The organism is Amycolatopsis azurea DSM 43854, assembly GCF_001995215.1.
GTDB lineage: Bacteria > Actinomycetota > Actinomycetes > Mycobacteriales > Pseudonocardiaceae > Amycolatopsis > Amycolatopsis azurea.
In genome coordinates this window covers 281,689-307,484 of sequence record NZ_MUXN01000028.1, presented here as the reverse complement: position 1 = coordinate 307,484, position 25,796 = coordinate 281,689, and the positions used below count along the sequence as shown (strand labels likewise).

Sequence of the window (25,796 nt, the reverse complement as noted above, 5' to 3'; positions counted from 1 at the left end):
CTACCAGTCCCCCTTGAGGGACCCAGAGTCCCTCAAGGAGGCCTTCACGGACCGGTATTCGGTGGCGATCAGCGAGGTGAGGGGCTTTCCGCGCATTGCACGAGCGGAAAGCCCCCTTCACCCAGGGTCATCCGTCCTCGTGGGCGGCGGAGTCCCCGAAGCGTTGCGAAAGCCACTTTCGCAACCTTCAACGTTGCGGAAGTGGCTTTCGCAACACCCGAGGTCGGCAGGCGGGCGAGCGACTGAACACGCCACCTTTGTCTTACCCCTCAATAGAACGGACCGGTCTTACCTACCCACGCCTGACCTGCGCGAGGGTGACGGTTCGGCGGTCGCCCGGCCTCGGAGCTTGATCAACGGAGGATCCGGGACACTCCACGTACCCGATCCTCCGTTGATCAAGGTCACGTCGGCCAGGCCGGTGGCAGACGACGTCACGGGGGAAGATTCCGGACGTTCACCAGCCGGAATCCTCCCCCGTCGATCAAGGATCTGGCACGTTCAGCGTCCCGAATCCCTCATCAACAAGACCGAGCGTGGAGGATCCAGGACGTTCACCGTCCCAAATCCTCCACCACGACCGCCGACCACACCAATGCCTCCCAAATAAGTACGTGAAGGCCCCCTTCACTGCGTCTAGCGCAATGAAGGGGGCCTTCACGTACTTCTCCAGGAGGTGTCAGCAGCCGATCAGGCGGCCGGCCAGGTACGACTCGAGCTTGTCGATCGCGACCCGCTCCTGCGCCATGGTGTCGCGCTCACGCACGGTGACCGAGTGGTCGTCGAGCGTGTCGAAGTCGACGGTGACGCAGAACGGCGTCCCGATCTCTTCCTGGCGCCGGTACCGCTTGCCGATCGAACCGGCGTCGTCGAAGTCGACGTTCCAGTGCTTGCGCAGCGTCGCCGCGACGTCGCGTGCCTTCGGTGTGAGGTCGGCGTTGCGGGACAACGGAAGCACCGCGACCTTGAACGGCGCGAGCCGGTAGTCCAGCTTGAGCACCGCGCGCTTGTCGACGCCGCCCTTGGCGTTGGGGACCTCGTCCTCGTGGTACGCGTCGACGAGGAACGCCATCATCGACCGGCCGACACCGGCCGCGGGCTCGATGACGAACGGGCGGAACCGCTGCTTCGAGGCCTGGTCGAAGAACGACAGGTCCACGCCGGAGTGGTTCGAGTGCGTCGTGAGGTCGAAGTCGGTGCGGTTCGCGATGCCCTCGAGCTCGCCCCACTCCTGACCCGCGTTGAACGCGAAGCGGTACTCGATGTCGACGGTGCGCTTCGCGTAGTGGGAGAGCTTTTCCTTCGGGTGCTCGTAGTGGCGCAGGTTCTCCGGCTTGATGCCGAGGTCCTTGTACCACTCGGTGCGCTGGTCGATCCAGTACTGGTGCCAGGTCTCGTCCTCGCCCGGCTCGACGAAGAACTCCATCTCCATCTGCTCGAACTCGCGCGTGCGGAAGATGAAGTTGCCCGGGGTGATCTCGTTCCGGAACGACTTGCCGATCTGGCCGATGCCGAACGGCGGCTTCTTCCGCGCGGTGGTCTGCACGTTGAGGAAGTTGATGAAGATGCCCTGCGCGGTCTCCGGGCGGAGGTAGTGCACGCCCTCCTCGGACTCGACCGGGCCGAGGTAGGTCTTCAGCATCATGTTGAAGTCACGCGGCGCGGTGTACTGCCCGCGGTTGCCGCAGTTCGGGCACGGCACCTCGGACAGGTCGTCCTCGGACACCTCCTTGCCCGAGCGGGCGGAGAAGTCCTCGGCCAGCTGGTCGGCGCGGAACCGCTTGTGGCAGGAGAGACATTCGATCAGCGGGTCGGTGAAGACGTCGAGGTGACCCGACGCGGCCCAGACCTGGCGCGGCAGGATGACCGAGGAGTCGAGGCCGACGACGTCGTCCCGGCCCTGCACGACGGTCTTCCACCACTGGCGCTTGATGTTGTCCTTGAGTTCGACACCGAGGGGCCCGTAGTCCCACGCCGACTTGGTACCGCCGTAGATCTCTCCACACGGGAAAACGAAGCCTCGACGCTTGCACAGGCTGACGACGGTCTCAATGGTGTTGGCGGGCACTCCACGCTCCGAAGCATGCGGGGACGGGTATGGGCTAGAAGGACAAGCCTAACCGGAGGACCCCGCACGACCTCCGGCGAGGTCGGACGCGTCAGGGCCTGCTGACCAACGAGGCGGTGACGATGCGGTTGTCCTCGTAACCGTCGGTCCCGCCGACGTACTCGCCACCGCAGGTGACCAGGACCAGCCGGTGCGGGCCGTCCGGTCCGAACAGCTTTTCCGACTGCTCGGCCAGCTTCGTCTTGTGCACGGTGACGACCTCGGCGATCTTGTAGACCCACTTGCCGCCGTCGGTGTCGACGAGATCGACCTCCTGGCCGGTCTTGAGCCGCCACAGTTCGTCGAACGGGCCCTTCTTGCCCTTCCAGTTCACATGCCCGGAAAGCAGGGAAGCGCCCTGGTCGGCGCCCAGTTTCGCGCCCCACCAGGTGGCTTCGTCGAGGCCCTCGGGGATGGGGAGGGTCCCGTCGGCGGTCAGTTCCTTGCGGATCAGTTTCGCCGTGCCGCCACCGGGCAGTTTGACCGTGCCCGGCGCCTGGCCCGTGTCGACCGGAGCCTCCGACGTCTGTACGGCGGACGTGTTCGCCTGATCCTGCGCGGCAGCGGCGACGACAGGGTCACTCTTTCCGGTGAATACCAGCACCACGACCACGGCCGCCACCACGAAGATCGCGGCGGCGGCGAGGATCACCCCCAGCTTGGAGCGCTTCTTCGGCTGCTCCTCGCTCGCGGCGCCTTCATCGAACTGTCCCACCATCGGGTACTACTCCTTGCTCGCGTCAAGCCGCCGGAGCGGCCGGTGTCGCTAGACACGCGACGTGAGCCGAGAAGGGTTGCACCGACTTCAGGCGGGCGGCCCGGTGACGGGAGTGGCGACGATGACGCGGTTGTCCCGGTAGCCGTCCGTCCCGCCGAGGTAGTCGCCGCCGCAGGTGACCAGCACCAGCCGGTGCGGCCCGCTCTGCGCGAACAGTTTCGCCGCCTGCGCGGGCAGGTCGTTCTTGTGCACGGTGACGACCTCGCGCACGCGGTAGACCCAGATCCCGCCCGCCGCGTCGCTGACGGCGACCTCCTGGCCTTCCCGCATCCGCCACAGCTCGTCGAACGGCCCTTTGACGCCGCCCCAGTTGACGTGCCCGGAGATCAGCGCCGTCCCCGCTTCGGCGCCGAGCCGCGCGCCCCACCAGGCCGCGTCACCGAGTCCGCGCGGGATCGGGAGGGTGCCGTCGGAGTTGACTTCGGAGCGGACGAGCTTCGCCGATCCGCCTTCCGGGAGCCGGATGGTGCCGGGTCGCTGACCGCGCTTCGCGGCGTCGGCGGGCAGCACCAAGGGTGCGCCGTCCTCCCCCGGCATGACCGCGGGTTCCGCCGCCGGGACCGCCGGTTCCGGCGGGATCCAGGTCAGCACGATCACGCCCGCGGAAATGGCGAGCGCGGAGACGACGGCGGCGAGTCCCGCCGGCCAGGTCCGCACGGGGCCGCTACTTCTCCCGCACCGGGACGGACGTGCGACGGCGGAAGAGCAGCAGGGCGGCCGCTCCGATCACGATTCCGCCACCCAGCAGCCCGAGCCCGACCACGGTCCGCGTCGAGTCGTCGGCCTGCGGCGGGATACCGCCCGCGGGGACCGTTCCCGGCACCGCGGGCTGCTCGGGTGCCGCGCCCGGGCCGGTGCCACCGGCGGGCTTCGCCACGAAGTTCTTCGGGATCCCGCAGCTCACGCCGCCGAGCACGATCGTCGTGCGGGCCTCGCGCAGATCCTTGCCCGCAGCGTCACGCACGTGCGTGACGATGTCCAGTTTCCAGCCCGCCACCGCGGTCACGTCGCCGCTGCGCCAGCCGTCCTGCCGGATCAGCTGGTCGAAGGCGGTCACCCGGGACAGCGTCAGGTCGGAAGTCGTCTTGTCCTTGTCGCTGTTCTCGCTCTTGACGCCCGACGGCGGTCCCAGCTTGAGCCCCTTGACGTCGACGCCGGAAGCGCCGGCGGGCCGCAGTGCGCCGTTCGCTTCCCGCACCCAGACCTTTTCCACACTCGTCGACGACGTCGCCTTGCCGGGCGCGCTGCAGTCGACGGTGCTCTTCGCGCCTTCGAGCACCAGCACGGTGTTGTCGGCGGGCTTCGCACCGCCGCGCCCGTTGTCGATCAGGGCGTAGTTGCTCTCCGCGACCGCTGTCGGGACCGTGGTCTGCTGCAGCGCGGCGATCACGTTGTGGTCGCGGCTGGCGACACCGGCCGGGTACGGGCTGTCGGCGCCGAAGCGGCCCAGGTTGATGTCCCATTTGTCGCCGAAGGTGCTCTTTTCACCGGCGTCGCGGGGGACGACGGTGCGATCCGGGGAGAGTTTCGACTGGCCGGGCGTAAGCGGCGAACGCTGGGTCTCGGTGATCAGCGATCCCGGGTTCCCGATGCGTATCGACGCCACGTTCGCGAACGAGACGGGACCGGTCTTCTCATCGACGGCCTGCGTCGTCTGCGCCGAGGCGAGCCCCGGGACGGACGCCAAAGCGACGGCCGCCGTGGCGGCGGCCAGCTTCGTCACGAAACGAGTCATGTCTCCCCAACTGCCTCTCCGTGCCCTCAGAGCGCGGTCGTCAGCGTACGAGAAGCGACGAAACGCTCCGCGACAACCTTGCACCGTTGGCGACGACATGCGAAGTGGAATGGTCATATATTCGCGAAGTCACCCGAATGGAGCAGTAACGCCCCCGCCAAGTGGTCGCCCGGTCGGCGAACAGACCGCCTCGGACGGGAACACTAGGATGGGCTTCACTGTTACTGGTAATGACTTCGGAAATCATGATGGACTTGGAGGCGGCGATGGCTACGGTGACCCCGGACTCTGCCGCCCCGGGCTTCACGGAAGACCCCGGGCCGCATTCGACGGCCCGTCCCCCCGCCGAACCCGCCGCGTCCGCCTCGGCCGCCGTCCTCGCGGACGCGGGCGACCTGCTCAGGGCACTCGCCGCACCCGTGCGCATCGCCATCGTCCTGCAGCTGCGTAACGCGGACAGGTGCGTACACGAACTGGTGGACACACTCGATGTCGCGCAGCCGCTCATCAGCCAGCACCTGCGGGTGCTCAAGACGGCGGGTGTCGTACAGGGTGAGCGACGCGGCCGCGAGGTGGTGTACCGGCTGGTCGACGATCACCTTGCGCATATCGTGGTGGACGCCGTAGCCCACGTTCAGGAGGGGAAGTGAGCATGAGTCCGACGACGGCCAACAGTTCCGCGCCGGTGCCGGGACGCCGGTCGACGAAACAGCGGGCCGCCGTGGTCGAGCTGCTCAAGGAGATCGACGACTTCCGTTCGGCCCAGGAACTGCACGACGAGCTGCGCAAACGCGGCGACGGGATCGGGCTCACCACGGTGTACCGGACGCTGCAGTCACTGTCGGAGGCCGGCGAGATCGACGTCCTGCGCACCGACACCGGCGAGGCCATCTACCGGCGCTGCTCGTCGCACCACCACCATCACCTGGTGTGCCGCGTCTGCGGCAGCACCGTCGAGGTGGAGGGACCGGCCGTCGAGCGCTGGGCCGAGAAGATCGCTTCCGAGCACGGCTTCTCCGACATCAGCCACACCGTGGAGATCGTCGGGACCTGCTCGAACCACTGATGGTCGTGAGCGGTAAGTCGCGTTAGAGCCGACTGTGTCCTAGGTACCGGTCGCGCGGCGGCAGAGCGTGGGCCGGGTTGGTCGTGAGTGGTAAGTGTCGTTAGAACGGACCAGCATTTACCTACCCGCGCCCGACCTGCGCGTGGTGGTGTCGGGATCGCGCCGGTCTGGCGGCCGGGGCGACCAGAGGGCTCACTGCGCCGTGTCGCGAAAGCCACTTTCAGGACGTCTGGTGTCCCGAAAGTGGCTTTCGCGACGCTCGATGCCTCCGGGGCGGGGTGGTCGTGATGCGAAAGCCACTTTCGCAACCTTCACCGGTGCGAAAGTGGCTTTCACAGCCTGTGCCGGGCTGATCAAGGCCGTGCCGTCCACGTCCAGTGGCAGACGACGTGACGGACCCAGTAGGTAGGTAAATGCGAGTCCGCTATAACGACACTTACCACTCACGACCGCGACTTCCGGTCAGTATTCGTAGGGGTCTTTCGGCTCCGGGATCTGCCGCAGCGAGGTGAGCGTCAGGTCCGGCATGTAGCTGTTCTCGCGCACCGCCGTGCCCGGCACGACCGTGCCGGTCACCTCCAGCCAGGTGTCGTTGCCGAAGCCCGCCACGCCGTCGCCCACCAGCCGCACGGTGATCGGGAAGGCGTCGGCCGCGCAGCAGCCGATGACCATCCTGGCCAGCATCGTGGTGCCCTCGTTGTGCACGACGAACCCGGACAGCCGCACCGTGCGCCCGTTCAGCGTGCCGCTCTTGTCCCAGCCCGCCCGGCTGACGAAGTCGTTGATCTCCAGCGGCACCACGTCACCGGCGGGCAGCGGCGGGAAGGCGGCGGCGTTGCCCGCCGCGGCGCTTTGCGGCGCCCTGGCCTCGGTCCTCGTCACCGAGTCGGCGCCCAACGCGGGCGGCGCGACCAGGAAGACGGCCAGCACCGGCACCATCAGCAGCCAGGCCGAACGGGTGTTGTGCTTGTGCGCGTGGACGTCGCCGGAGACGACGGCCGCGGCCCGCGCGGCCAGCAGGTCGCGGACGATCGCGACCGCGCCCAGCGCGACCATGATCGCGCCGCCGGCGATGATCCACGGCTGCTGCGTGGGTTTGACGTAGCGCAGGTAGTCGCCGTTGATGGTGATCTTGAGCAGCGCCCCGCCGAGCAGGATCAGCAGGATGTTCTGGGTCTCGCGTTTCACGCGCCACCTCCCAGGATGAGCACGCCGGACACGACGGCGCAGGACAGCGCGACGACGAACGTCACCGGCGCGAACCGCAGCGCGAACGACTTGCCGAACGTACCGGTCTGCAGGGCGAACAGCTTCACGTCGATCGCGGGCCCGACCACCAGGAACACCAGTTTCGGCAGCAGCGGCATCGCGGTCAGCGACGCGGCGACGAAGGCGTCAGCCTCGCTGCACAGCGCCAGCACGACGGCGAGCACGGCCATCACCAGCACCCCGAGCACGATCTGCTCCCCCAGCACACCGAACCACTTGGCGGGCACCAGCACGTTCATCGCGGCCGCGATCATCGCGCCGAGCACGAGGAACCCGCCCGCCTCGACCAGATCCGCCCGCGCGGTCTCGGCGAAGGTCTTCCAGCGCGAACCGTGCTGGACGTCCGGCATGCGCCTCAGGGCCCGCTCCGCGATCCAGTCGAGCTTGCCCCACTTCGCCCACAGCCAGCCCATCACCATCGCCGTGGCGAGCGAACCGGCGAACCGGGCGAACACCATCTCCGGGTTCCCGGGGAACGCCACCGCCGTGGCGACCAGCACCACCGGGTTCACCGCGGGCGCGGCCAGCAGGAACGTCAGCGCGGCCGCGGGCGCGACGCCCTGGCCGATCAGCCGACGCGCGACCGGTACCGACGCGCATTCACAACCCGGCAGGGCGACCCCGGCCAGTCCCGCGACGCCGACCGCCGCGCCCGCCCGGCGGGGAAGCACCTTCTCCAGCACCCTCGCGGGCACGAACGCCGCGATCGCGCCACTGATCAGCACGCCGAGCACCAGGAACGGCAGCGCCTGGACGCAGACGGCGACGAACACCGTCGAGCCGGTCCGCAGCGCGGGCACGTCGAACACCTGCTGGAGCCAGCTCTGCCCGAGGATCGCGATCAGCAGGATCGCGCAGAGCACCTCGATCGAGGTGATCTTGAACCGCCGGGCCGGCTTCTTCTCCGGGGCGCTTCTGGAAATGGTTTCCATGCGCGAGATGATGCCAGGTGACCCTGCGTTCCGGCGGTCACTCCCCGGGAGCGGTCCCCAGCAGGTCCGAACGCAGCTGCGACGCCGTCGACACGACCAGCATGAGCAGCGTCCCGAGCGGCGAGGGATCCATGCCCTCGGCCGGGAACGCGTACCTCAGCGTGATGTCGATCCCCTTCTCCGAGCGCACGACCCCGAGCGTCCCGAACAGGCCTTGTCCGGCACGCTCCGCCGCCGAAGCCGCGATCGCCGGGTCGTCCGGCAGATCCCAGGCGACGACGCAGGTCAGGCTCAGCACGGTCAACCCTTCGGCCAGCCGGGTCGCCTGGATGACGCACGGGACGTCCGCGTGCGAGAAGGTCAGCGCGCCGTCGTCGTCGACGTGGACTTCGAGATAGCGCTCGAGGGCTTCCCGGGCGGAGGTGAGCAGGGCCGCCGTGTCCGCCGCTTCGGTGGTCATGAGGTTCCTTCCGAAGCTTTGTCGATGGCCCCGCCGAAGCGGCGGTCCCGTTTCGCGAACTCGAGGCAGGCCCGCCACAGGTGGGTCCGGTCGAAGTCCGGGAAGAGCGTGTCCTGGTAGACCATCTCGGCGTAGGCCGACTGCCAGAGCAGGAAGTTCGACGTCCGCTGCTCCCCCGACGGCCGCAGGAACAGGTCCACGTCCGGCATGTCGGGCTGGTACAGGTACTTCCCGATGGTCTTCTCGGTGACCTTGTCCGGGTTCAGCTTCCCGTCGGCGACGTCCTGGGCGATCCGGCGCATGGCGTCGCCCAGTTCGGCGCGGCCGCCGTAGTTGACGCACATGGTCATGTTCAGCGCCGTGTTGTTCTTGGTCTTCTCTTCGGCGACCTGGAGTTCCTTGATAACGCTCGCCCACAGCTTGGGACGGCGGCCCGCCCAGCGGATGCGGACGCCGATCGAGCCGAGGTAGTCGACCTGGCGGCGGATGGTGTCGCGGTTGAAGCCCATCAGGAAGCGGACCTCTTCCGGGCTCCGCTTCCAGTTCTCGGTGGAGAACGCGTACACCGACAGCCATTTGACGCCCAGCTCCACGGCACCGCTGGCGACGTCGATCATCACCGCTTCGCCGCGTTTGTGGCCCTCGATCCGCGGCAGCCCGCGCTGGTTGGCCCAGCGGCCGTTGCCGTCCATCACCAGCGCCACATGCTTCGGGAGGAGTTCCTTGGGGATCTCCGGCGGCCGGGCACCGGACTCATGCGGCTCCGGCGCGCGAAGCTCGAATTGTGACGCCTTGTTCTCGCGTCCCCTGCGCAGCACCTTCGAGCCTCCTGATCGAGTGAACCTGTGCCTGCGACCCTACTGCGCTCCGGTGGCGGTCTCCCGCGCACGCCTCTCCACCAGCGGCAGCGAGCGCAACTGGCGCTCCAGATGCCACTGGAGATGCGCCGCGACCAGGCCGGACGCGTCCCGCCGCGGCACCGGCAGCGACGCTTCGGCCACCGGCCACTCACCGTGCAGGAGCGCCGCGAGCAGGGTCAAGACCTCCGGGGACGGGTGAACACAGCCGGGAACCCGACAATCCGGGCACATCGAGCCGCCCGCCGACACGCTGAACGCCTTGTGCGGGCCGGGCAGGCCGCAGCGGGCGCATTCGGTGATCGCGGGCGCCCACCCCGCGTAGGCCATGGCCCGCAGGAAGAAGGCGTCGAGGACGAGGGAGCTGTCCCGTTCGCCGCCCGCCAGCGCCCGCAGCGCCCCGACGACGAGCATGTAGAGCTTCAGCACCGGCTCGCCCTCTTCGGCGGACAGCCGGTCCGCCGTTTCGGCGATGGCGCTCGCGGCGGTGTAGCGCTGGTAGTCGGCCACCAGCGGCAGCGCGAAGGCGTCGACCGTCTCGACCTGGGTGATCACGTCGAGGGAGCGGCCGGTGTAGAACTGGACGTCGACATGCCCGAAAGGCTCCAGCCGCGCTCCGAAGCGCGAGGACGTCCGACGCACACCCTTCGCGACCGCACGGACCTTGCCGTGCCGCCGCGTGAGCAGGGTGACGATCCGATCGGCCTCACCCAGCTTGTGCGTCCGCAACACCACCCCGGTGTCGCGATAGAGGTTCACCACCCCGACATCGTCCCACTCTGGACCGACATCGGGGTGGTGCGCCCCGGAATCAGCAGTAGCGGCCGTAGCAGCTGGGCACGGACGCGGCGGCCGCGATCGAGATGATGATCATCACGATGGCGAAGAGGCAGCCGAGACCGCCGATGATCGAAGCGATCATGCACATGGTCCGCGTCGACCTCGACGCGTCCGCGGCGGCGGCGTAGTTGCCCTGCATCTTGTAGGTGTTGACCTCGTTGGACTTCATGATCGCGAAGATCGCGATGATCCAGCAGAGGAAGATGCAGCCGATCGCCCAGCCCTTGTAGTCCTTGATGGCGTTGATGTCCCCGCCGCCACCGGGCATGCCGCCCGGAGCGCCATAGGGAGACGGCGCGCCGTAGGGGGCGGGCTGGCCATAGGGAGCGGGCATGCCACCGGAAGGCGGCCCGTAGCCGGGCTGCTGTCCGTAGGGCTGCTGCTGGCCATAGGGGTTGGTCATTTGACGGTCCTCGTTGTTTTTCGGGTTTTAGAACGCCGTCGCGGCGGCGAGGATGATCCAGAGAATGGAGAACAGGCAACCCACACCGCCGATGATCGAAGCGATCATGCACATGGTCTTGGTCGACTTCGACGCGTCCATGGCGGCGGCGTAGTTGCCCTGCATCTTGTAGGTGTTGACCTCGTTGGACTTCATGATCGCGAAGATCGCGATGATCCAGCAGAGGAAGATGCAGCCGATCGCCCAGCCCTTGTAGTCGGGGATCGAGTTGATGTCCCCGCCACCGGGCATGCCGCCCGGAGCGCCGTACGGCGCGGGCTGGCCGTACGGGGAAGGCTGACCGTACGGTGCCGGCTGACCGTACGGCATGGGTGTCGCACCCGAAGGCTGACCGTACGGTGCGGGCGTGGCACCGGACGGGGGTCCGTATCCGGGCGGAGGCTGCTGGCCATAAGGCTGCTGCTGGCCGTAGCCGGGCTGCTGGCCGTACGGGTTCGTCATCGGGGTCCCCACTTTTGTCGCGCTTCCCGGCGGGTGGATCCCGCCGGTCGTTCCTTACTGCTGCGGTGTTCCGGGCCCGTTCGGCCCGCCCTCCGCCCCGGGCAGCTGCTGCCTCAGCTGCTCCGGCGTTATCTTCTGCGTCGGCTCGGCTTCGTCGAACCCGGACGGCGCCTGCTGGGACTGCGGCTGACCCGGGCGGAGCACCTGGGTCGGCTCGGGCTCGCCGAAGCCCGGTCCGGGCTGGGACTCCGGAGACGGCGCCGCGGTTCCCTGCGGCTGCTGACCGAAGGGCTGCGCCTGCGGCTGCTGACCGAACGGCTGAGGCTGCTGGGACTGCGGGGGCTGCTGCCCGAACGGCGACTGCTGCGGCTGCGCGCCGAACGGCTGCTGCGGCTGCTGGCCGAACGGCTGGGACGGCTGCTGCTCGAACGGCTGCTGCGCGGGGAACGACGGCGAAGGCGGCGCCGGGAAGCCCGGGTTCTGGCCGAACGGCGCCGACGCGACGGCGGCCTCGCCGGGGACGACGACGGTGCTGAGGATCTTGTCGGCGAACGTCTGCTTCTTCTGGTCCCACAGCGGCCAGAGGTAACCGAGGCCGCAGACCCAGCCGTCCAGGTTGTGGCACAGGTCCCGGACGAAGGCCATCAGCGGGCCGATCGGCTGCCCGTCACTCTCGCGGACGAGCTTGATCTTCATGATCTTCTTGCCGAGCGACTGGCCGGTGGTGCCCATCTTGATCCACCGGTTGTAGACGGTCCAGCCGAACCCCGCGACGTAACCGATGCCGGCGATGATGCCGCCGACGACCGAGCTCGCGTTCGTGGCGATGACGGCGCCGATGATCGGGAGCACCACGATCGGCGCGAAGTCGATCAGGGATCCGGCCGCGCGCAGGCCCCAGTGGGCGTAGTCGGTCTGCGGACCGAACTGGGTCGCCTGCCCGAACGGCGACTGCTGGCCCGGCTGCCCGAACGGCGAAGGCTGACCCTGTTGCTGGCCGAACGGCGACGCCTGCTGGGGCTGCTGCCCGAACGGCGACTGCTGCTGTTGCTGCGCGCCGAACGGCTGCTGCGGTTGCTGGGGCTGCTGCCCGAACGGGGAAGGCTGTTGCGGCTGAGCACCGAACGGCGAGGACGGCTGCTCGCCCGCGGGCTGCTGGCCGAAGGGCGACGGCTGCTCACCCTGGGGCTGCTGGCCGAAAGGTGAGGGCTGCTCTCCCGATGGCGGCTGTCCGAACGGCTGTTGCGGCTGCGGTGACTGCTGCTGCCCGTCCCCCGGCGGAGGCCCGGACCCGGGTGGCGGCTGCTGTCCCGGCGGCTGCTGGCCGTAGGGAGTGGTCATCGAAATCCCCTCGCTGGTTCCTCTGCCCCTGGCGCACGGGCCTCGTGCGGCGACCCGGGCTGAATGTACGGCATGGGTACACGCCGAGCAGACCGGTGCGCGGGAGCGTACTCGGTGCCACCGACGATCCGGGGCCCGGCCCGGCACTCAGACGTAGAGCGAGGTGAACGGGGCGAAGGGCAGGTTACGGATGATGAACCAGACGACGAACACGACGCCGAACGCGAGCGGCGTCCAGCGCCAGTGCAGCCAGCTGTCCACCGACCGGCCGCGGAGCCTGCCGACCGCCCAGGCGACGGTGCTCCAGACGAGCAGGAGGACGACCACAAAGGACACCGCGTTGTAATGCAGCGCGGCAGGAATGTCCCCGTGCAGCACGCTGTAGACCATGCGCATGCCACCGCAGCCGGGGCAGGCGATGCCCAGCAGTGACTTGGTGGGACAGACCGGAAGCGGCCCGCCCGGGGTGGTGGGATCGCCCAACCAGAGGACGACACAGCCCGCCGCGGCACCGGCGGCGATGGCGAGGGGCGGCCCCAGCGCGCGGGCCCGTGCTTTGAACCCGCGCGCCGGGAATCCCGTGTAGACGGACGTCGTCACGGCGTGAGGCTTCCGGACACGCCGAGGATGACCGCTACGACGACGAAGACGATGTACAGCAGGAAAAGAACGCCGGTGGCGATCGCTCCCCACATGGACCACTTCTTCGCGTCATCGGCGGCCTTCTGGGCTTCGGCGTGGAAACCCTGCGCCCACAACGTCTGCACCTGGCTCGACTTCACGATCGCCACGATACCCAGCGGCAGACAGCACAACACCGTGCAGAGAATGGCCCACACCAGGTTGTTGTCCGGCGGAGGACCATAGTTCGGCACGCCGCCGTAGTACGGCTGCTGCGGTGGTGGCCCGCCCGGAGGCGGGTAGTTCGGGTACTGGTCGGTCATGAGGTCTCCCCGTTGATCGCCGGGATCAGCGGTAGTTGTTCACGTCCACCGAGGCGGCGAAGACGCCGAGAACGACGAACAGGAGGATGTACAGGATCCAGACGACCGCGGCGGCGATCGCGGAGATGATGGCCCACTTCTTGGCGGCGTTGGCCGCTTCCTCTGCGGCGGCGGGCTGCCCCTGCGCCCAGAGGGTGTTCACCTGGTTCGCTTTGACGATCGAGACGATACCGAAGGGCAGGCAGCACAGGATCGTGGTGAGGATCGCCCACACCAGGTTGTTGTTGGGCGGCGGGCCGGGGTTGTTGAAGCCGCCACCGCCCTGAGGGTCGCCGGAGTAGTTGGGCAGGCCCTGGTTGTCGGTCATTTACCGCTTTCCCTTCACGAATGAAATGTGGAGATCGCCCCGCGCGCCGCCGCCCGATCAGCGATCACCGGAGTCGAGGAGTGAGACTCTAAGGTCACCCGTGCGGTTCCACACCGTCAATCGGTCTCCGCGACCGAATCGAGACATTCCGTTCAGTCAGAAGCCCAGCCGCCGCAACTGACGGGGGTCGCGCTGCCACTCTTTGGCGACCTTGATGTGCAGGTCGAGGTAGACCTTCGAACCGAGAAGGCCCTCGATCTGCTGCCGGGCGCGGGCGCCGACGTCCTTGAGGCGCTCACCCTTGTGCCCGAGGATGATGCCCTTCTGGCTCGGCCGTTCCACATAGAGGAACGCGTGCACGTCGATCATGTCGTCCCGGCCCTCGTGGGGCAGCATCTCTTCGACGGTGACGGCGATCGAATGCGGGAGTTCGTCCCGGACCCCCTCCAGCGCGGCCTCGCGGATCAGCTCGGCGACCAGGGTCTGCTCGGGCTCGTCGGTGAGTTCGCCGCCCGGATACAGCTGCGGGCCTTCGGGAAGGTGGCGCACCAGCAGGTCCGCGAGCGCGCCCACCTGGAAACCGTCCACAGCGGACACCGGGATGAGCTCGGCGAACTCCATGACCTCCTGCAGGGCGAGCAGCTGCTCGGCGACCTGCTCGGGTTTCACGAGATCCGTCTTGGTGACGACGCCGATCACCGGGGTTCGCTTGGCGATCTTCTTGAGTTCGGCGGCGATGAACCGGTCGCCGGGGCCGACCTTTTCGTTGGCGGGCACGCAAAGCCCGACAACGTCCACTTCGGACCAGGTCGAGTGGACGATGTCGTTGAGCCGCTCGCCGAGCAGGGTCCTCGGCCGGTGCAGGCCCGGTGTGTCGATGATCACCAGCTGGGCGTCGTCGCGGTGGACGATGCCGCGGATGGCGTGCCGGGTGGTCTGCGGTTTGCTGGAGGTGATCGCCACCTTGCTGCCGACGAGCGCGTTGGTCAGCGTCGACTTGCCCGCGTTGGGCCGCCCGACGAAGCAGGCGAAACCGGAACGGTGCGGCTCGGCCATCAGTTCAGCACCTTGCCACTGGGGTCGGCGAGATAGATCGGGGCGTTTTCGGCGATGTCGCGCACCGCGTGCACGGACGCCTCCTTGAGCAGGCCCTCGCCGCTGACCACGACGGCGGCTTCGATTCCTTCGGCTCCGCTCGAAACGGCGGCGGCGACGGCGGCCTGGAGCGCGGTGAGCTTGAAGGACGGCTGGTCGACCGTGCTCGCCGCGTAGGTGCGGCCGTCGGTGTCGCGGAGCGCGGCGCCTTCCTCGGCCTGGGTGCGGGCTCGCGCGGACCTGGCCAGGGTCACCAGCTTCTGGTCCTCGGCGTCCAGCTCAGGCATGTTCGACACTCCTGTCACTTTCATCGGGCTGCGGAAGCCGGGTGCGGCGCCTGCCCTGGGCTGCGTCGGTCACCGCGTCCGCGTCGGCGGGGTGGACGACCACCGTGGTGATCCGCATCCGCCCGCGCCGGTCCTTACCGCCTTCGGCGAACAGCCGAAGTCCGGCGACCTCGGCTTCGGCCCCCGGCAGCGGGACCCTACCGAGTCGCTCCGCGAGCAGCCCGCCCACGGTCTCCACGTCGTGGTCTTCGAGATCGATCCCGAACAGTTCGCCCAGGTCGTCGATCGAAAGCCGGGACGAGACGCGGACCGCGCCGCTTTCGAGTTCTTCGACCTCGGGGCGTTCGTCGGTGTCGGATTCGTCGGTGATCTCGCCGACGATCTCTTCGAGGATGTCCTCGATGGTGAGCAGGCCCGCGGTGCCGCCGTACTCGTCGACGGCGATCGCCATGTGGTTGTGCGAGACCTGCATCTCCTTGAGCAGGTCGTCGAGCCGCTTCGAGTCCGGCACGAAGCTCGCCGGGTTCATCAGCTCCTCGACCAGGCGCAGCGATCCGCCCTCGGCCATGTACGCGGGCATGAGGTCCTTGATGTTGGCGACGCCCACGACCTCGTCGACGGAGTCGCCGATCACCGGCAGTCGGGTGAAGCCGGTGCGCAGGGCCAGCGCGAGCGCCTGGCGGACGGTCTTGTCGTGCTCGATCCAGACGATCTCCGTCCGCGGCACCATGACCTCGCGCGCGACGGTGTCGCCGAGTTCGAACACCGAGTGGATCATCTCGCGTTCGGATTCTTCGACGACGCCGCGTTCCTGGGCGAGGTCGACCAGTTCGCGCAGTTCGACTTCGGAGGTGAACGGGCCTTCGCGGAAGCCCCGGCCAGGGGTGATGGCGTTACCGAGGACGATCAGCAGCCTGCTGAGCGGGCCGAGGATGGAGCCGAGGACGCGGACGGGGCCCGCGACGACGAGGCCGATCCGGTACGGGTGCTGGCGGCCGAGGGTGCGCGGGCCGACGCCGATGATCACGTAGCTCACCACGACCATCACGCCCGCGGCGGCGACGATCGCGAGCCACAGCGGCTCGATCCAGCCGAGGATGTCGACGGTGACCAGCACGGTGGCGGTCAGCTCGCAGGTCATCCGCAGCAGCAGGATCAGGTTGATGTGGCGCCGGCGTTCGGCGATGACCAGCGAGAGCTGACGCGCGCCGGGACGGCCCAGCCGGACGAGACCATCGGCACGGGCCTTGGAGACCGTGCTGACCGCCGCGTCGGCGGCCGCGAACACCCCGGCGAGCAGGATCAGCGCGATGGCGATGACCAGCAGGGCCGTGGGACTACCCATGTCCGCGGGCCTAGGCGGGCGGTTCTTCGGCGGGCACGGCGTCGAGGCCGGCGGTGCCGAGGAGCCTGTCGTCCGCGGAACGCTGCGCGTCGCGCTTGTTGTGCGCGGCGACGGCCGCCTGGAACTCGCCGAGGATCCGCTTCTGCAGACCGAACATCTCGCGTTCTTCGGCGGGTTCGGCGTGGTCGTAGCCGAGCAGGTGCAGCACGCCGTGGGTGGTGAGCAGGTGCAGCTCGTCGATCAGCGCGTGGCCCGCCGTCTTGGCCTGGTCCTTCGCGAACGCCGGGCACAGCACGATGTCGCCGAGCAGCGCGGGTGAGGCGTCGGGCGCGTCGGGGCGGCGGGACGAGTCGAGCTCGTCCATCGGGAAGGCCATCACGTCGGTGGGACCGGGCAGGTCCATCCACCGTTCGTGCAGGTCCTCCATCACCTCGAGGGTGACGAGCAGGATGGACAGCTCGGCGAGCGGGCTGACCTCCATCTTGTCGAGCGCGAACCGCGCGGCCGACACGATCGAGGTCTCGTCGACGTTCACGCCCGATTCATTGGCGATTTCGATGCTCATGAACGGCGCTGACCCTTCCAACCGCTGTTCTGGTCCTTGCTGTCCTGCAGCGCCTGCCACTTCTCGTACGCGTCGACGATGTCGCCGACGAGCTTGTGCCGCACCACGTCCTGGCTGGTGAGCTGGGCGAAGTGCAGGTCCTCGACGCCTTCGAGGATGTCCCGGACCACCCGCAGGCCGCTCTTCTGGCCGTTGGGGAGGTCGACCTGGGTGACGTCGCCGGTGACGACGATCTTGGCGCCGAACCCGAGCCGGGTGAGGAACATCTTCATCTGTTCCGGCGTGGTGTTCTGCGCTTCGTCGAGGATGATGAAGGCGTCGTTGAGGGTGCGGCCGCGCATGTACGCGAGCGGCGCGATCTCGATGGTGCCCGCCTGCATCAGCCGCGGGATCGACTCGGGCTCGACCATGTCGTGCAGCGCGTCGTAGAGCGGGCGCAGGTACGGGTCGATCTTCTCGTTGAGCGTGCCCGGCAGGTAGCCGAGGCGCTCACCGGCTTCGACGGCGGGGCGGGTCAGCACGATGCGGGTGACCTGCTTGGCCTGGAGCGCCTGGACGGCCTTCGCCATGGCGAGGTACGTCTTGCCGGTACCGGCGGGGCCGATGCCGAAGACGATGGTGTGCTTGTCGATGGCGTCGACGTAGCGCTTCTGGTTGAGCGTCTTGGGCCGGATGGTCTTGCCGCGCCGGGAGATGATGTTCATGCTCAGCACTTCGGCCGGTGACTCGTGGTCACCGGTGGAGAGCATGCCGACGGTGCGGCGGACGGTGGCCGGGTCGACCTGCTGGCCGCGGCCGGCGAGCGTCACGAGTTCCGCGAAGACGCGTTCGGCGAAGGCGACGTCGGCGGGGGCGCCGGTCAGGGTGACCTCGTTGCCCCGGACGTGGACGTCGGCGGCGAGGAGTTCCTCGGCGACTCGGAGGTTTTCGTCCCTGGAGCCGAGCAGGCTGAGCGCGGCGGCGTCGGGGATGGGGAATCGGGACTGGGCCGCTTCGGTGACGGCGGCCTCGTCGGCCTTCGTCGGGGTGACGTCCGCGGGAACGTCGGGTCGGGCGGCTTCACCCGGTACGGTTCCGGCCACGTGGCCTCGGGCCTACTTCCTGCGCTTACGCTGCGATTTTCAACGACAGTGACAAGTTCGATGTTACTGGTTGCGGGTGTCGGCACGCAGTCCGGTTTCTCCCGGCGGCGCGCTTCAGCGTCCGAAATGCCCCAGCTGCTCGCCGCCGAGCACGTGCGCGTGCACGTGGAAGACGGTCTGCCCGGCGTCACCGTCGGTGTTGAACACCACCCGGTACCCCGACTCCGCGATGCCCTCGATCTCCGCGACCTTGCGCGCCGCGAGCGCGACGTCGGCCAGCAACTGCGGCTCCGCCGCCGCCAGTTCGCCCACGTTCCGGTACCGCTTCTTCGGCACCACGAGCACATGCACCCGCGCCTGCGGCGCTATGTCCCGAAACGCATACGTCGTCGCGTCCTCGTACACCTTGTCGGACGGGATCTCGCCCGCGATGATCCGCTCGAACAACGTCTCCGCGTCACTCATCCCCCCACCCTATCCCCCACCCGGCCCAACCCCGCCCGGGATCGCACGCGACCAGCCGGCTACTTGCGCGGGGATCGGCCGGACGTGTGCGGGTCGGCCTGTGGCGCTTGAGCCATGTCGCGAAAGCCACTTTCGGGACACCTGACGCCGCGAAAGTGGCTTTCGCGACATGGCCGCCGGCCGGTCGTGAGTGGCAAGTGGTGTTAGAACGCGACTTACCACTCACGACCGCAAGCAGCCGACCACTTGCGCCACACGCACGACCCGCTTCCCTCTCACCAGGCGAGGGCCGCCAGGCCCCATGCCGGTCCCCAAGATCTCCGCCGCCTCCGCTTGTCACTCACCAGGCGAGGGCCGCCAGGCCCAACGCCGGTCGCCTAACCACCTACGCACGCTTCGCTTTGCTGCGGGGCTGCCAACCGCCGCCGGACGCACCGTGGGGGGTCCGGGGGGCTCGGCCCCCCCGGGCAGACACGCGGAACCGCGCCGCGGCATCCGAATTTCGGGGCGCAGCAAGAGCGAAGCGATTGCGAAGCCCCCGAAATGAAGATGCCGCGGCGCGGTGGAGCCTGGGGGTCGCTCCACCGCCGCCGCGGCTCCGCCGGACCGAGGGGGGAGGTGCCCGGCGGGGATTCATGCGCGCGACTGGGCTTCATCCCCAGTGGCGCGCCGAAACCGTGTGTTGCGCGTCAGTTAACGAGAGTAACGGCTGTTCGCGTGATCGCGCCATAACCGGCCGCAAATTAGTGGGGTGTTTTTTCACGTCCAGCGGTTGGTGAGAACTCCGAGTGCGCCCAGCGCGACTGCGGCGGCGGTGGAGGTGCGCAAAACGGTGGGGCCCAACCGGATGGCGGTGGCGCCGGCGGCGGTGAGGGTGGTGAGTTCTTCGTCGGTGATGCCGCCTTCGGGGCCGACGACGAGGAGGATGTCGCCTTGTGCCGGGAGTTCGGTCTCGGTGAGGCGGGTGGTGATGCCGGATTCGAGGACGAGGGCGCGGGAGACGGTCTGGGCGAGTTCGGCGAGTTCGCGGGTGGTGACGGGCTCGGCGACTTCGGGGACGTGGGCGCGGCGGGCTTGTTTGGCGGCGGCGCGGGCGGTGGTGCGCCAGCGGTTGAGGGCTTTGTCGCCGCGGGTTCCTTCTTCCCAGCGGGCGACGCTGCGGGCGGCGCGCCAGGGGACGATGGCGTCGGCGCCTGCCTCGGTGGCGAGTTCGACGGCGAGTTCGCCGCGGTCGCCTTTGGCGAGTGCCTGGGCGACGATGACGCGTTGTGCGGGCGGTTCCTCGGTCCAGTGTTCTTCGATGGTGAGGGTGAGTGCCGCGTCGCGGCCCGCTTGGACGGCTTCGACGACGCAGCGTGCCATGCCGCCTTCGCCGTCGGAAAGGACGAGGCGTTCGCCGACGCGCAGCCGCCGGACGGTGGCGGCGTGCCGGGCTTCCTCGCCGTCGAGCGTGGTGCGCCCGGAGCCGGGCAGCGTTTCGGTGAGGAAGACCGGCAGTGTCGTCTCGGGCACGGGTTACCGGTGGTTCTTGGTGCGCAGCTTGGAGAACAGCCCGCCGGGCTTGGAACCGTTCGAAGACAACGAAGGCACGTCTTCACCGCGCTGCTGGGCCAGTTCGACGAGGAGGTCGCGCTGGGCGTCGTCGAGTTTGGTCGGGACGACGACGTCGATGTGGACGTGCAGGTCGCCGCGGCCGTCGACGCGGCCGGAGGACCGCAGTCGCGGCATGCCCTTGGCGGTGAGGACGAGTTCGGTGGCGGGCTGGGTGCCCGGCTCGATGTCGAGTTCGTAGTCGCCGTCGATGAGCGTCTCGATGGGCACCGTGGCGCCGAGGGCGGCGGTGGTCATCGGGATGCGGAAGTTGCAGTGCAGGTCGTTGCCCTGCCGGACGAACACCTCGTGGGGCGCCTCGTCGATCTCGACGTACAGGTCGCCGGCCGGGCCGCCTCCGGGGCCGACCTCGCCCTGGCCGGAGAGCCGGATGCGCATGCCGTCGCCGACGCCCGGCGGGATCTTGGCGGTGACGTTGCGGCGGGCGCGGACGCGGCCGTCGCCGCCGCACTGGCGGCAGGGGTCGGGGATGACCTCGCCGAAGCCGCGGCAGACCGGGCAGGGGCGGGCGGTGACGACCTGGCCGAGGAAGGACCGCTGCACGGACTGGACCTCGCCGGCGCCGCCGCAGGTGTCGCAGGTCTTGGTGCCGGTGCCTTCGGCCGCGCCGGCGCCGCGGCACAGGTCGCAGACGATGGCGGTGTCGACGGTGATCTCGCGGTCGACGCCGGTGGCGCAGTCCTCCAGCGTGAGGCCGAGGCGGATGAGCGCGTCCGAGCCGGGCTGCACGCGGCTGCGGGGGCCACGGCCGCGGCCGCCGCCACCTCCGGCGGCGCCGAAGAAGGCGTCCATGATGTCGCCGAGGCCGCCGAAGCCCGCGAACGGGTCTCCGCCGCCACCTCCGCGCGCGCCGCCGTCCATCGGGTCGCCGCCGAGGTCGACGACCTTGCGCTTCTGCGGATCCGACAGCACCTCGTACGCGGTGGTCACCTCGCCGAAGCGGTGCTGGGCGTCCTCCGACGGGTTGACGTCGGGGTGCAGTTCACGGGCCAGCTTGCGGTACGCGCGCTTGATCTCCTGATCCGTCGCGTTCTTCGCAACCCCGAGAATGCCGTAATAGTCCCTCGCCACCGTCTCCGCCTTCTCCTTCTGCCTTTGACCTCAACGCCGCGCTCAGCGGCCGGAGAGGATCTGCCCCACGTAGTTCGCCACCGCACGCACCGCGGCGATGGTGTTCGGGTAGTCCATCCTGGTGGGCCCGACGACGCCCATCCCGCCCAGCAGCAGGTCGTCCATTCCGTAGCCGATGGACACCACCGAGGTGCTGCGCATCTGCTCGTCCTCATTTTCCTCACCGATGCGCACCGTGATCGCACCGGGGTTGCGGGCGGCCGCGAGGAGCTTGAGCACGATGACCTGCTCCTCGAGCGCCTCCAGCACCTGCCGCAGCGATCCGGGGAAGTCCGAGACGTTGCGGGTGAGGTTCGCCGTGCCGCCGAGCACCAGCCGCTCTTCCGGGTGCTCGACCAGCGATTCCACCAGCACGGTACAGACCCGGGTGAGGCTGTCGCGCAGCTCGCCCGGCGACTTCTCGGGCAGTTCGGCGACCGCCGCCGCGGCTTCGGAGAGCCGTCGTCCCGCCAGTGCCCCGTTGAGCACCATGCGCAGCCTGCCGACGTTCTCCTCGGTGATGACGTCCCCGAGGTCGACGGTGCGCTGGTCGACCCGGCCGGAATCGGTGATCAGCACCAGCATCAGCCGGGCGGGGGTGAGCGGCACCACTTCCAGGTGACGGACGGCGGAGTTGGTCATCATCGGGTACTGGATGACCGCGACCTGCCTGGTCAGCTGGGCGAGCAGCCGGACGGACCGGCGCAGGACGTCGTCGACGTCGGTGCCGCTGTCGAGGAACGCCGTGATGGCCCGGCGTTCGGCCGAGCTGAGCGGTTTGACCTCGGCGATCCGGTCGACGAACAGCCGGTACCCCTTGTCGGTGGGGATCCGGCCCGCGCTGGTGTGGGGCTGTGTGATGTAGCCCTCTTCCTCCAGTGCCGCCATGTCGTTGCGCACGGTGGCGCTGGACACACCGAGGTTGTGCCGGTCGACGATCGCCTTGGAGCCGACCGGCTCCTGGTTCGACACGTAGTCGGCGACGATCGCGCGCAGCACTTCGAAGCGGCGCTCTTCCGCGTTGGCCACCTGCACCTCCTCCGGCTCGTCCTCACAACGAGTTTACGGAAGGCGGAGTGCCCGGGGAGCCGAAGGACGTCTTTGGGCCCTCGCGCGTCTGCCTTGTCCAGGTGTCGCGAAAGCCACTTTCGGGACGTCTGATGCCCTCAAAGTGGCTTTCGCGACGTCGTGTCCTGCTGGGGCGCGCGTCAGGTCGAGGGGTGGCGACTGGCGCTCACCGAGTCCGTGAAGGCCTCCTTGAGGGACCCAGAGTCCCTCAAGGAGGCCTTCACGGACTGGACCTACGGCCGACCGCTCAGCTGTTGCGCGGGAACCCGAGGTTGACCCCGCCCTGCGACGGATCCGGCCACCGCGACGTGACGACCTTCGTCCGCGTGAAGAAGTGGAATCCCTCCGGCCCGTAGGCGTGGCTGTCCCCGAACAGCGAGTCCTTCCAGCCGCCGAACGAGTAGTAGCCGACCGGCACCGGGATCGGCACGTTCACGCCGACCATCCCGACCTCGACCTCGTTCTGGAACCGCCGCGCGGCCCGCCCGTCGTTGGTGAAGATCGCGGTCCCGTTGCCGTAGGCGTTGGCGTTGATCAGCTCCAGCGCCGCGTCGTACCCGTCGGCCCGCGCGACCGCCAGCACCGGGCCGAAGATCTCGTCGGTGTAGACCGACATCCCCGGCGTGACGTGGTCGAACAGCGTCGGGCCGAGCCAGAAGCCGCCGTCCTCGCCGTCGACCTCGATGCCGCGGCCGTCGACGACGAGCCGGGCGCCGGCTTCGACACCCGCCTCCACATAGGACTCGACGCGTTCGTGGTGCGCGGCGGTGACCAGCGGACCCATTTCCGACTCCGGCCGCCTGCCGTCGCCGACGCGCAGCCGCTGGATCCGCTCGGCGATCTTCGAGACCAGTTCGTCGCCGACCGGGTCGACCGCGACCACGACCGACACCGCCATGCACCGCTCCCCCGCCGAGCCGAAGCCCGCGGAGACGGCCGCGTCGGCGGCGAGGTCGAGGTCGGCGTCCGGGAGGACGACCATGTGGTTCTTCGCGCCGCCGAGCGCCTGCACGCGTTTCCCGTGCCTGGTCCCGGTTTCGTAGACGTACTTCGCGATCGGCGTCGACCCGACGAACGAGATCGCCTTGACGTCGCGGTGTTCCAACAGCCCGTCGACGGCGACCTTGTCCCCGTGCAGGACGTTGAGGACGCCGTCGGGCAGGCCCGCTTCGGAGAACAGTTCCGCGATGAACACGGCCGCGGACGGGTCCTTCTCGCTCGGTTTGAGCACGACGGTGTTGCCGCAGGCCAGCGCGTTCGGGACGAACCACAGCGGGACCATCGCCGGGAAGTTGAACGGCGAGATCACGCCGACCACGCCCAGCGGCTGCGAGATCGAGTAGACGTCGACGCCGGTCGAGGCGTTCTCGCTGAACCCGCCCTTGAGCAGCTGCGCGGCGCCGCAGGCGTACTCGACGTTCTCGATGGCGCGCGCGATCTCGCCCGCCGCGTCGGATTCGACCTTGCCGTGTTCGCCGGTGACGATCTTCGCCAGCTCGTGACGCCGCGCCGAAAGCAGCTCGCGGAAGGCGAACAGCACCCGCGTCCGCCCGGCCAGCGACGTGCCGCGCCAGCCCGGCAGTGCCCGGGACGCGGCCGCGACGGCGGCGTCGACGTCGTCCTGCGCCGCGAAGGCGACCTTCGCCCGCACCTGACCGGTGGCCGGGTCGAAGACGTCACCGGATCGTTCGCTCACGCCTTCGTACGGTTTGCCGTCCATCCAGTGGTTGATCCGGTCGGTCACGGGGTCCGCCTTCCTGGTCCGGGTGCCTGCTCCCGGTCGAGTCTGGGTGCGCGCGCCACACCGACGCCATCGGCAACGTGTACGGACTCCCGGTCCCGGCCGTACAGTCTGTCTCTCTGCGTTCCGACCAGGTGGGAGGCCGATGTACCCGACCGTCGCCGAGGTGCTCGCGCTGCCGGTGCTGCGTCAGGGCAGGCCGCATGTGGTGGCGGGGGCGGCGGGGCTGGACGCGCCGGTCCGCTGGGCGCACGTCGCCGAGGTCGCGGACATCGCGCCGCTGCTGCGCGGCGGGGAACTCGTGCTCACCACCGGGGTCGCGCTGCCCGACGACGGCGCCGCGCTCGCCCGGTACGTCGCCGATCTGGCGGGCGTCGGAGTGGCCGGGGTCGTCGTCGAACTGGTCCGTCATTGGAGTGAGAAGCTGCCGCCCGCGCTGGTCGAGGCCGCGGACCGGCACGGCGTCCCGCTGATCACCCTTTCGCGGGAGACGCGCTTCGTGTCGGTCACCGAGGCGGTGAACGGGCTGATCGTCGACGCCCAGGTCGACGAACTCCGCGCGGCGGAACGGGTCCACGAGACCTTCACCGCGCTGACGATCGCCGGCGCCGAGCCGGGCGACATCCTGCGCGAGGTCGCGAGGCTCACCGAACATCCGGCGGTGCTGGAGACGCTGTCGCACGAGGTCCTCGCCTACGACACGGCGGGCGCCGATCCCGGCGAGCTGCTGCCCGGCTGGCCGTCGCGGTCACGGCCGGTGCAGGTCGGCGAGCGGACCGGCTTCCACGCGGGCGCGGGCTGGCTGATCACCGTGGTCGGCGCGCGCGGGCACGACTGGGGACGGCTGGTCCTCGTCTGCGGGGATCCGCCGCCGCACCGGCACGTCGTGGTCGCCGAACGCGCCGCGTCCGCGCTCGCGGTGCACCGGCTGGTCGCCAAGGACACCGACAGCCTCGAACGCCAGGCGCACCGCGCGATCCTGACCGAACTGCTGGCGAACCCGGTACCGCCCGCCGAGCTGACCGCGCGGGCGTCCGCGCTGGGTGTCCCGCTGACGGGACGGCTGCTGGTCGGGGTCGCCGTGCGGCCCCGCATCACCGCGACCGGCAAGACCACGCAGTCGACCCCGGTGCTGCTGAGGGAACTCGCCGAGGCGACCGCGCTCGCCGCCCGGCGCGCCAAGGTGTCCGCGCTGGTGGCCACCGACGACACGCAGGTGCGCGCGCTGATCGCGCTCTCACCGGAGGCCGGGGTCGACGCGGTCCTGCGGCGGCTGGCCACCGATGTCCACGAGGCCCGTTCCGGCGCGCCCGCCGTGGTCGCGGTCGGGACCACGGGCAGCGGGCCCGCCGAGGCGCGACGGACACTCGTCGAAGCCGCCCAGGTCGCCGCCGCGGCGCTCGCCGAGAACGCGGAGCGGGTCGTCCACCGGCTCGACGACGTCCGGTTGCGGGGGCTGCTGCATCTGCTGGCGGGCGACGAGCGGCTCACCGCGTTCGCCGCGCGGGAGCTCGGCCCCTTGCTGAGCAGGGACGCCGCGCAAGGCAGCAGACTCGTTCAGGCGTTGAGGCATTACTGCGAGCACGGGGGCAACAAGTCGGCGGCAGCGGCGGCGGCGCACACCTCCCGCACCGCGTACTACCAGCAGCTGGCCCGGATCGAGCAGGTCCTCGGGGTGCGGCTGGAAGATCCGGAGTCGATGCTCTCCCTTTATGTCGCCTTGCTGGCGCACGACATCCGACAAGCCGACGACCACACGTCCGGGTGAGTAAATCTCACCCGAGCGTGGAGCACAGTGATCGGGTCACGTCAGCCGATAGGGTAGAT

The 25,796-nt window shown here is 69.3% G+C and carries 28 protein-coding genes; 3 read left to right on the top strand and 25 right to left on the bottom strand.

Going from position 1 to position 25,796, the window contains the following annotated elements; all coding sequences use genetic code 11:
* Positions 1–679 precede the first annotated feature (679 nt).
* From B0293_RS38725 to B0293_RS38710, 4 genes are all read right to left on the bottom strand, one after another.
* Positions 680–2,068 (bottom strand): glycine--tRNA ligase, encoded by a 1,389-nt coding sequence (locus B0293_RS38725; protein ID WP_005158793.1) that lies wholly within the window; start codon positions 2,066–2,068, stop codon positions 680–682.
* Positions 2,069–2,159: 91 nt separating this feature from the next.
* Entirely contained in the window at positions 2,160–2,825 is a 666-nt protein-coding gene (locus B0293_RS38720) for a class F sortase (protein WP_005158788.1), read from the bottom strand.
* Positions 2,826–2,912: 87 nt separating this feature from the next.
* Positions 2,913–3,542 (bottom strand): class F sortase, encoded by a 630-nt coding sequence (locus tag B0293_RS38715; protein WP_005158786.1) that lies wholly within the window; start codon positions 3,540–3,542, stop codon positions 2,913–2,915.
* A 7-nt stretch (positions 3,543–3,549) separates the two neighbouring features.
* Entirely contained in the window at positions 3,550–4,620 is a 1,071-nt protein-coding gene (locus B0293_RS38710) for a hypothetical protein (RefSeq protein ID WP_005158784.1), read from the bottom strand.
* A 266-nt stretch (positions 4,621–4,886) separates the two neighbouring features.
* Here B0293_RS38710 and B0293_RS38705 point away from each other — a divergent pair, with 266 nt between their 5' ends.
* Both B0293_RS38705 and B0293_RS38700 read left to right on the top strand, forming a co-directional pair.
* Positions 4,887–5,270: an ArsR/SmtB family transcription factor gene (locus tag B0293_RS38705; RefSeq protein ID WP_039918380.1), complete on the top strand. Its 384-nt coding sequence runs from the start codon at positions 4,887–4,889 to the stop codon at positions 5,268–5,270.
* 2 nt (positions 5,271–5,272) lie between these two features.
* Positions 5,273–5,686 (top strand): Fur family transcriptional regulator, encoded by a 414-nt coding sequence (locus B0293_RS38700; RefSeq protein ID WP_039918337.1) that lies wholly within the window; start codon positions 5,273–5,275, stop codon positions 5,684–5,686.
* A 462-nt stretch (positions 5,687–6,148) separates the two neighbouring features.
* On the opposite strand, the gene B0293_RS38695 is transcribed toward B0293_RS38700, so the two are convergent.
* The 21 genes from B0293_RS38695 to B0293_RS38595 form a co-directional block, all read right to left on the bottom strand.
* Positions 6,149–6,874: a TIGR03943 family putative permease subunit gene (locus B0293_RS38695; RefSeq protein ID WP_005158779.1), complete on the bottom strand. Its 726-nt coding sequence runs from the start codon at positions 6,872–6,874 to the stop codon at positions 6,149–6,151.
* Complete coding sequence (locus B0293_RS38690) at positions 6,871–7,887, bottom strand: permease (protein ID WP_005158777.1); 1,017 nt, start codon at positions 7,885–7,887, stop codon at positions 6,871–6,873. Before B0293_RS38690 ends, B0293_RS38695 begins: the two co-directional genes overlap by 4 nt.
* A 37-nt stretch (positions 7,888–7,924) precedes the next feature.
* On the bottom strand, positions 7,925–8,347 hold the full coding sequence (locus B0293_RS38685) for a hypothetical protein (protein ID WP_005158775.1): 423 nt from the start codon (positions 8,345–8,347) through the stop codon (positions 7,925–7,927).
* Positions 8,344–9,165, bottom strand: a complete 822-nt coding sequence (locus B0293_RS38680; protein ID WP_005158774.1) for an isoprenyl transferase — start codon at positions 9,163–9,165, stop codon at positions 8,344–8,346. The genes B0293_RS38685 and B0293_RS38680 overlap by 4 nt, the downstream gene beginning before the upstream one ends.
* A 39-nt stretch (positions 9,166–9,204) precedes the next feature.
* On the bottom strand, positions 9,205–9,966 hold the full coding sequence (recO, locus tag B0293_RS38675) for a DNA repair protein RecO (RefSeq protein ID WP_005158773.1): 762 nt from the start codon (positions 9,964–9,966) through the stop codon (positions 9,205–9,207).
* Positions 9,967–10,015: 49 nt separating this feature from the next.
* Positions 10,016–10,447, bottom strand: a complete 432-nt coding sequence (locus B0293_RS38670) for a CD225/dispanin family protein (protein ID WP_039918331.1) — start codon at positions 10,445–10,447, stop codon at positions 10,016–10,018.
* Between the two features lie 27 nt (positions 10,448–10,474).
* Entirely contained in the window at positions 10,475–10,948 is a 474-nt protein-coding gene (locus B0293_RS38665; RefSeq protein ID WP_085939671.1) for a CD225/dispanin family protein, read from the bottom strand.
* A 54-nt stretch (positions 10,949–11,002) separates the two neighbouring features.
* Entirely contained in the window at positions 11,003–12,289 is a 1,287-nt protein-coding gene (locus tag B0293_RS38660) for an RDD family protein (RefSeq protein WP_039918324.1), read from the bottom strand.
* Positions 12,290–12,436: 147 nt separating this feature from the next.
* Entirely contained in the window at positions 12,437–12,889 is a 453-nt protein-coding gene (locus B0293_RS38655) for a DUF2752 domain-containing protein (RefSeq protein WP_005158766.1), read from the bottom strand.
* Complete coding sequence (locus B0293_RS38650; RefSeq protein WP_005158765.1) at positions 12,886–13,233, bottom strand: CD225/dispanin family protein; 348 nt, start codon at positions 13,231–13,233, stop codon at positions 12,886–12,888. The genes B0293_RS38655 and B0293_RS38650 overlap by 4 nt, the downstream gene beginning before the upstream one ends.
* A gap of 25 nt (positions 13,234–13,258) precedes the next feature.
* On the bottom strand, positions 13,259–13,600 hold the full coding sequence (locus B0293_RS38645) for a CD225/dispanin family protein (RefSeq protein ID WP_005158764.1): 342 nt from the start codon (positions 13,598–13,600) through the stop codon (positions 13,259–13,261).
* A 156-nt stretch (positions 13,601–13,756) separates the two neighbouring features.
* Positions 13,757–14,656: a GTPase Era gene (era, locus tag B0293_RS38640; protein WP_005158763.1), complete on the bottom strand. Its 900-nt coding sequence runs from the start codon at positions 14,654–14,656 to the stop codon at positions 13,757–13,759.
* Positions 14,656–14,982, bottom strand: coding sequence for a hypothetical protein (locus tag B0293_RS38635; protein WP_005158761.1), 327 nt, complete (start codon positions 14,980–14,982; stop codon positions 14,656–14,658). The genes era and B0293_RS38635 overlap by 1 nt, the downstream gene beginning before the upstream one ends.
* A complete protein-coding gene (locus B0293_RS38630; protein ID WP_005158752.1) occupies positions 14,975–16,327 on the bottom strand; it encodes a hemolysin family protein in 1,353 nt (450 codons plus the stop codon). The genes B0293_RS38635 and B0293_RS38630 overlap by 8 nt, the downstream gene beginning before the upstream one ends.
* A gap of 10 nt (positions 16,328–16,337) precedes the next feature.
* Positions 16,338–16,892, bottom strand: a complete 555-nt coding sequence (gene ybeY / locus B0293_RS38625) for an rRNA maturation RNase YbeY (protein WP_039918320.1) — start codon at positions 16,890–16,892, stop codon at positions 16,338–16,340.
* Complete coding sequence (locus B0293_RS38620; RefSeq protein WP_005158748.1) at positions 16,889–17,974, bottom strand: PhoH family protein; 1,086 nt, start codon at positions 17,972–17,974, stop codon at positions 16,889–16,891. The genes ybeY and B0293_RS38620 overlap by 4 nt, the downstream gene beginning before the upstream one ends.
* A 114-nt stretch (positions 17,975–18,088) precedes the next feature.
* The gene (locus B0293_RS38615; RefSeq protein WP_005158746.1) at positions 18,089–18,439 is read right to left on the bottom strand and encodes a histidine triad nucleotide-binding protein; all 351 of its coding nucleotides are present in this window, start codon (positions 18,437–18,439) and stop codon (positions 18,089–18,091) included.
* Between the two features lie 759 nt (positions 18,440–19,198).
* Positions 19,199–19,951: a 16S rRNA (uracil(1498)-N(3))-methyltransferase gene (locus tag B0293_RS38610; RefSeq protein ID WP_005158744.1), complete on the bottom strand. Its 753-nt coding sequence runs from the start codon at positions 19,949–19,951 to the stop codon at positions 19,199–19,201.
* A 3-nt stretch (positions 19,952–19,954) separates the two neighbouring features.
* Complete coding sequence (gene dnaJ, locus B0293_RS38605) at positions 19,955–21,121, bottom strand: molecular chaperone DnaJ (RefSeq protein ID WP_005158742.1); 1,167 nt, start codon at positions 21,119–21,121, stop codon at positions 19,955–19,957.
* A 42-nt stretch (positions 21,122–21,163) separates the two neighbouring features.
* Positions 21,164–22,189, bottom strand: a complete 1,026-nt coding sequence (gene hrcA, locus B0293_RS38600) for a heat-inducible transcriptional repressor HrcA (RefSeq protein ID WP_005158741.1) — start codon at positions 22,187–22,189, stop codon at positions 21,164–21,166.
* 286 nt (positions 22,190–22,475) lie between these two features.
* Positions 22,476–23,972, bottom strand: a complete 1,497-nt coding sequence (locus B0293_RS38595) for a CoA-acylating methylmalonate-semialdehyde dehydrogenase (protein WP_005158739.1) — start codon at positions 23,970–23,972, stop codon at positions 22,476–22,478.
* A 142-nt stretch (positions 23,973–24,114) separates the two neighbouring features.
* On the opposite strand from B0293_RS38595, the gene B0293_RS38590 reads away from it, so the two are divergent.
* On the top strand, positions 24,115–25,737 hold the full coding sequence (locus B0293_RS38590) for a PucR family transcriptional regulator (protein ID WP_005158735.1): 1,623 nt from the start codon (positions 24,115–24,117) through the stop codon (positions 25,735–25,737).
* Positions 25,738–25,796 lie beyond the last annotated feature (59 nt).

Excerpts from the sequence above, each read along its gene's own strand:
- B0293_RS38720 (WP_005158788.1), bottom strand. The coding sequence starts at position 2,825 with ATGGTGGGACAGTTCGATGAAGGCGCCGCGAGCGAGGAGCAGCCGAAG.
- B0293_RS38710 (WP_005158784.1), bottom strand. The coding sequence starts at position 4,620 with ATGACTCGTTTCGTGACGAAGCTGGCCGCCGCCACGGCGGCCGTCGCT.
- B0293_RS38705 (WP_039918380.1), top strand. The coding sequence starts at position 4,887 with ATGGCTACGGTGACCCCGGACTCTGCCGCCCCGGGCTTCACGGAAGAC.
- B0293_RS38700 (WP_039918337.1), top strand. The coding sequence starts at position 5,273 with ATGAGTCCGACGACGGCCAACAGTTCCGCGCCGGTGCCGGGACGCCGG.
- B0293_RS38690 (WP_005158777.1), bottom strand. The coding sequence starts at position 7,887 with ATGGAAACCATTTCCAGAAGCGCCCCGGAGAAGAAGCCGGCCCGGCGG.
- B0293_RS38685 (WP_005158775.1), bottom strand. The coding sequence starts at position 8,347 with ATGACCACCGAAGCGGCGGACACGGCGGCCCTGCTCACCTCCGCCCGG.
- B0293_RS38670 (WP_039918331.1), bottom strand. The coding sequence starts at position 10,447 with ATGACCAACCCCTATGGCCAGCAGCAGCCCTACGGACAGCAGCCCGGC.
- B0293_RS38665 (WP_085939671.1), bottom strand. The coding sequence starts at position 10,948 with ATGACGAACCCGTACGGCCAGCAGCCCGGCTACGGCCAGCAGCAGCCT.
- B0293_RS38660 (WP_039918324.1), bottom strand. The coding sequence starts at position 12,289 with ATGACCACTCCCTACGGCCAGCAGCCGCCGGGACAGCAGCCGCCACCC.
- B0293_RS38650 (WP_005158765.1), bottom strand. The coding sequence starts at position 13,233 with ATGACCGACCAGTACCCGAACTACCCGCCTCCGGGCGGGCCACCACCG.
- B0293_RS38645 (WP_005158764.1), bottom strand. The coding sequence starts at position 13,600 with ATGACCGACAACCAGGGCCTGCCCAACTACTCCGGCGACCCTCAGGGC.
- era (WP_005158763.1), bottom strand. The coding sequence starts at position 14,656 with ATGGCCGAGCCGCACCGTTCCGGTTTCGCCTGCTTCGTCGGGCGGCCC.
- B0293_RS38635 (WP_005158761.1), bottom strand. The coding sequence starts at position 14,982 with ATGCCTGAGCTGGACGCCGAGGACCAGAAGCTGGTGACCCTGGCCAGG.
- B0293_RS38630 (WP_005158752.1), bottom strand. The coding sequence starts at position 16,327 with ATGGGTAGTCCCACGGCCCTGCTGGTCATCGCCATCGCGCTGATCCTG.
- ybeY (WP_039918320.1), bottom strand. The coding sequence starts at position 16,892 with ATGAGCATCGAAATCGCCAATGAATCGGGCGTGAACGTCGACGAGACC.
- B0293_RS38615 (WP_005158746.1), bottom strand. The coding sequence starts at position 18,439 with ATGAGTGACGCGGAGACGTTGTTCGAGCGGATCATCGCGGGCGAGATC.
- B0293_RS38590 (WP_005158735.1), top strand. The coding sequence starts at position 24,115 with ATGTACCCGACCGTCGCCGAGGTGCTCGCGCTGCCGGTGCTGCGTCAG.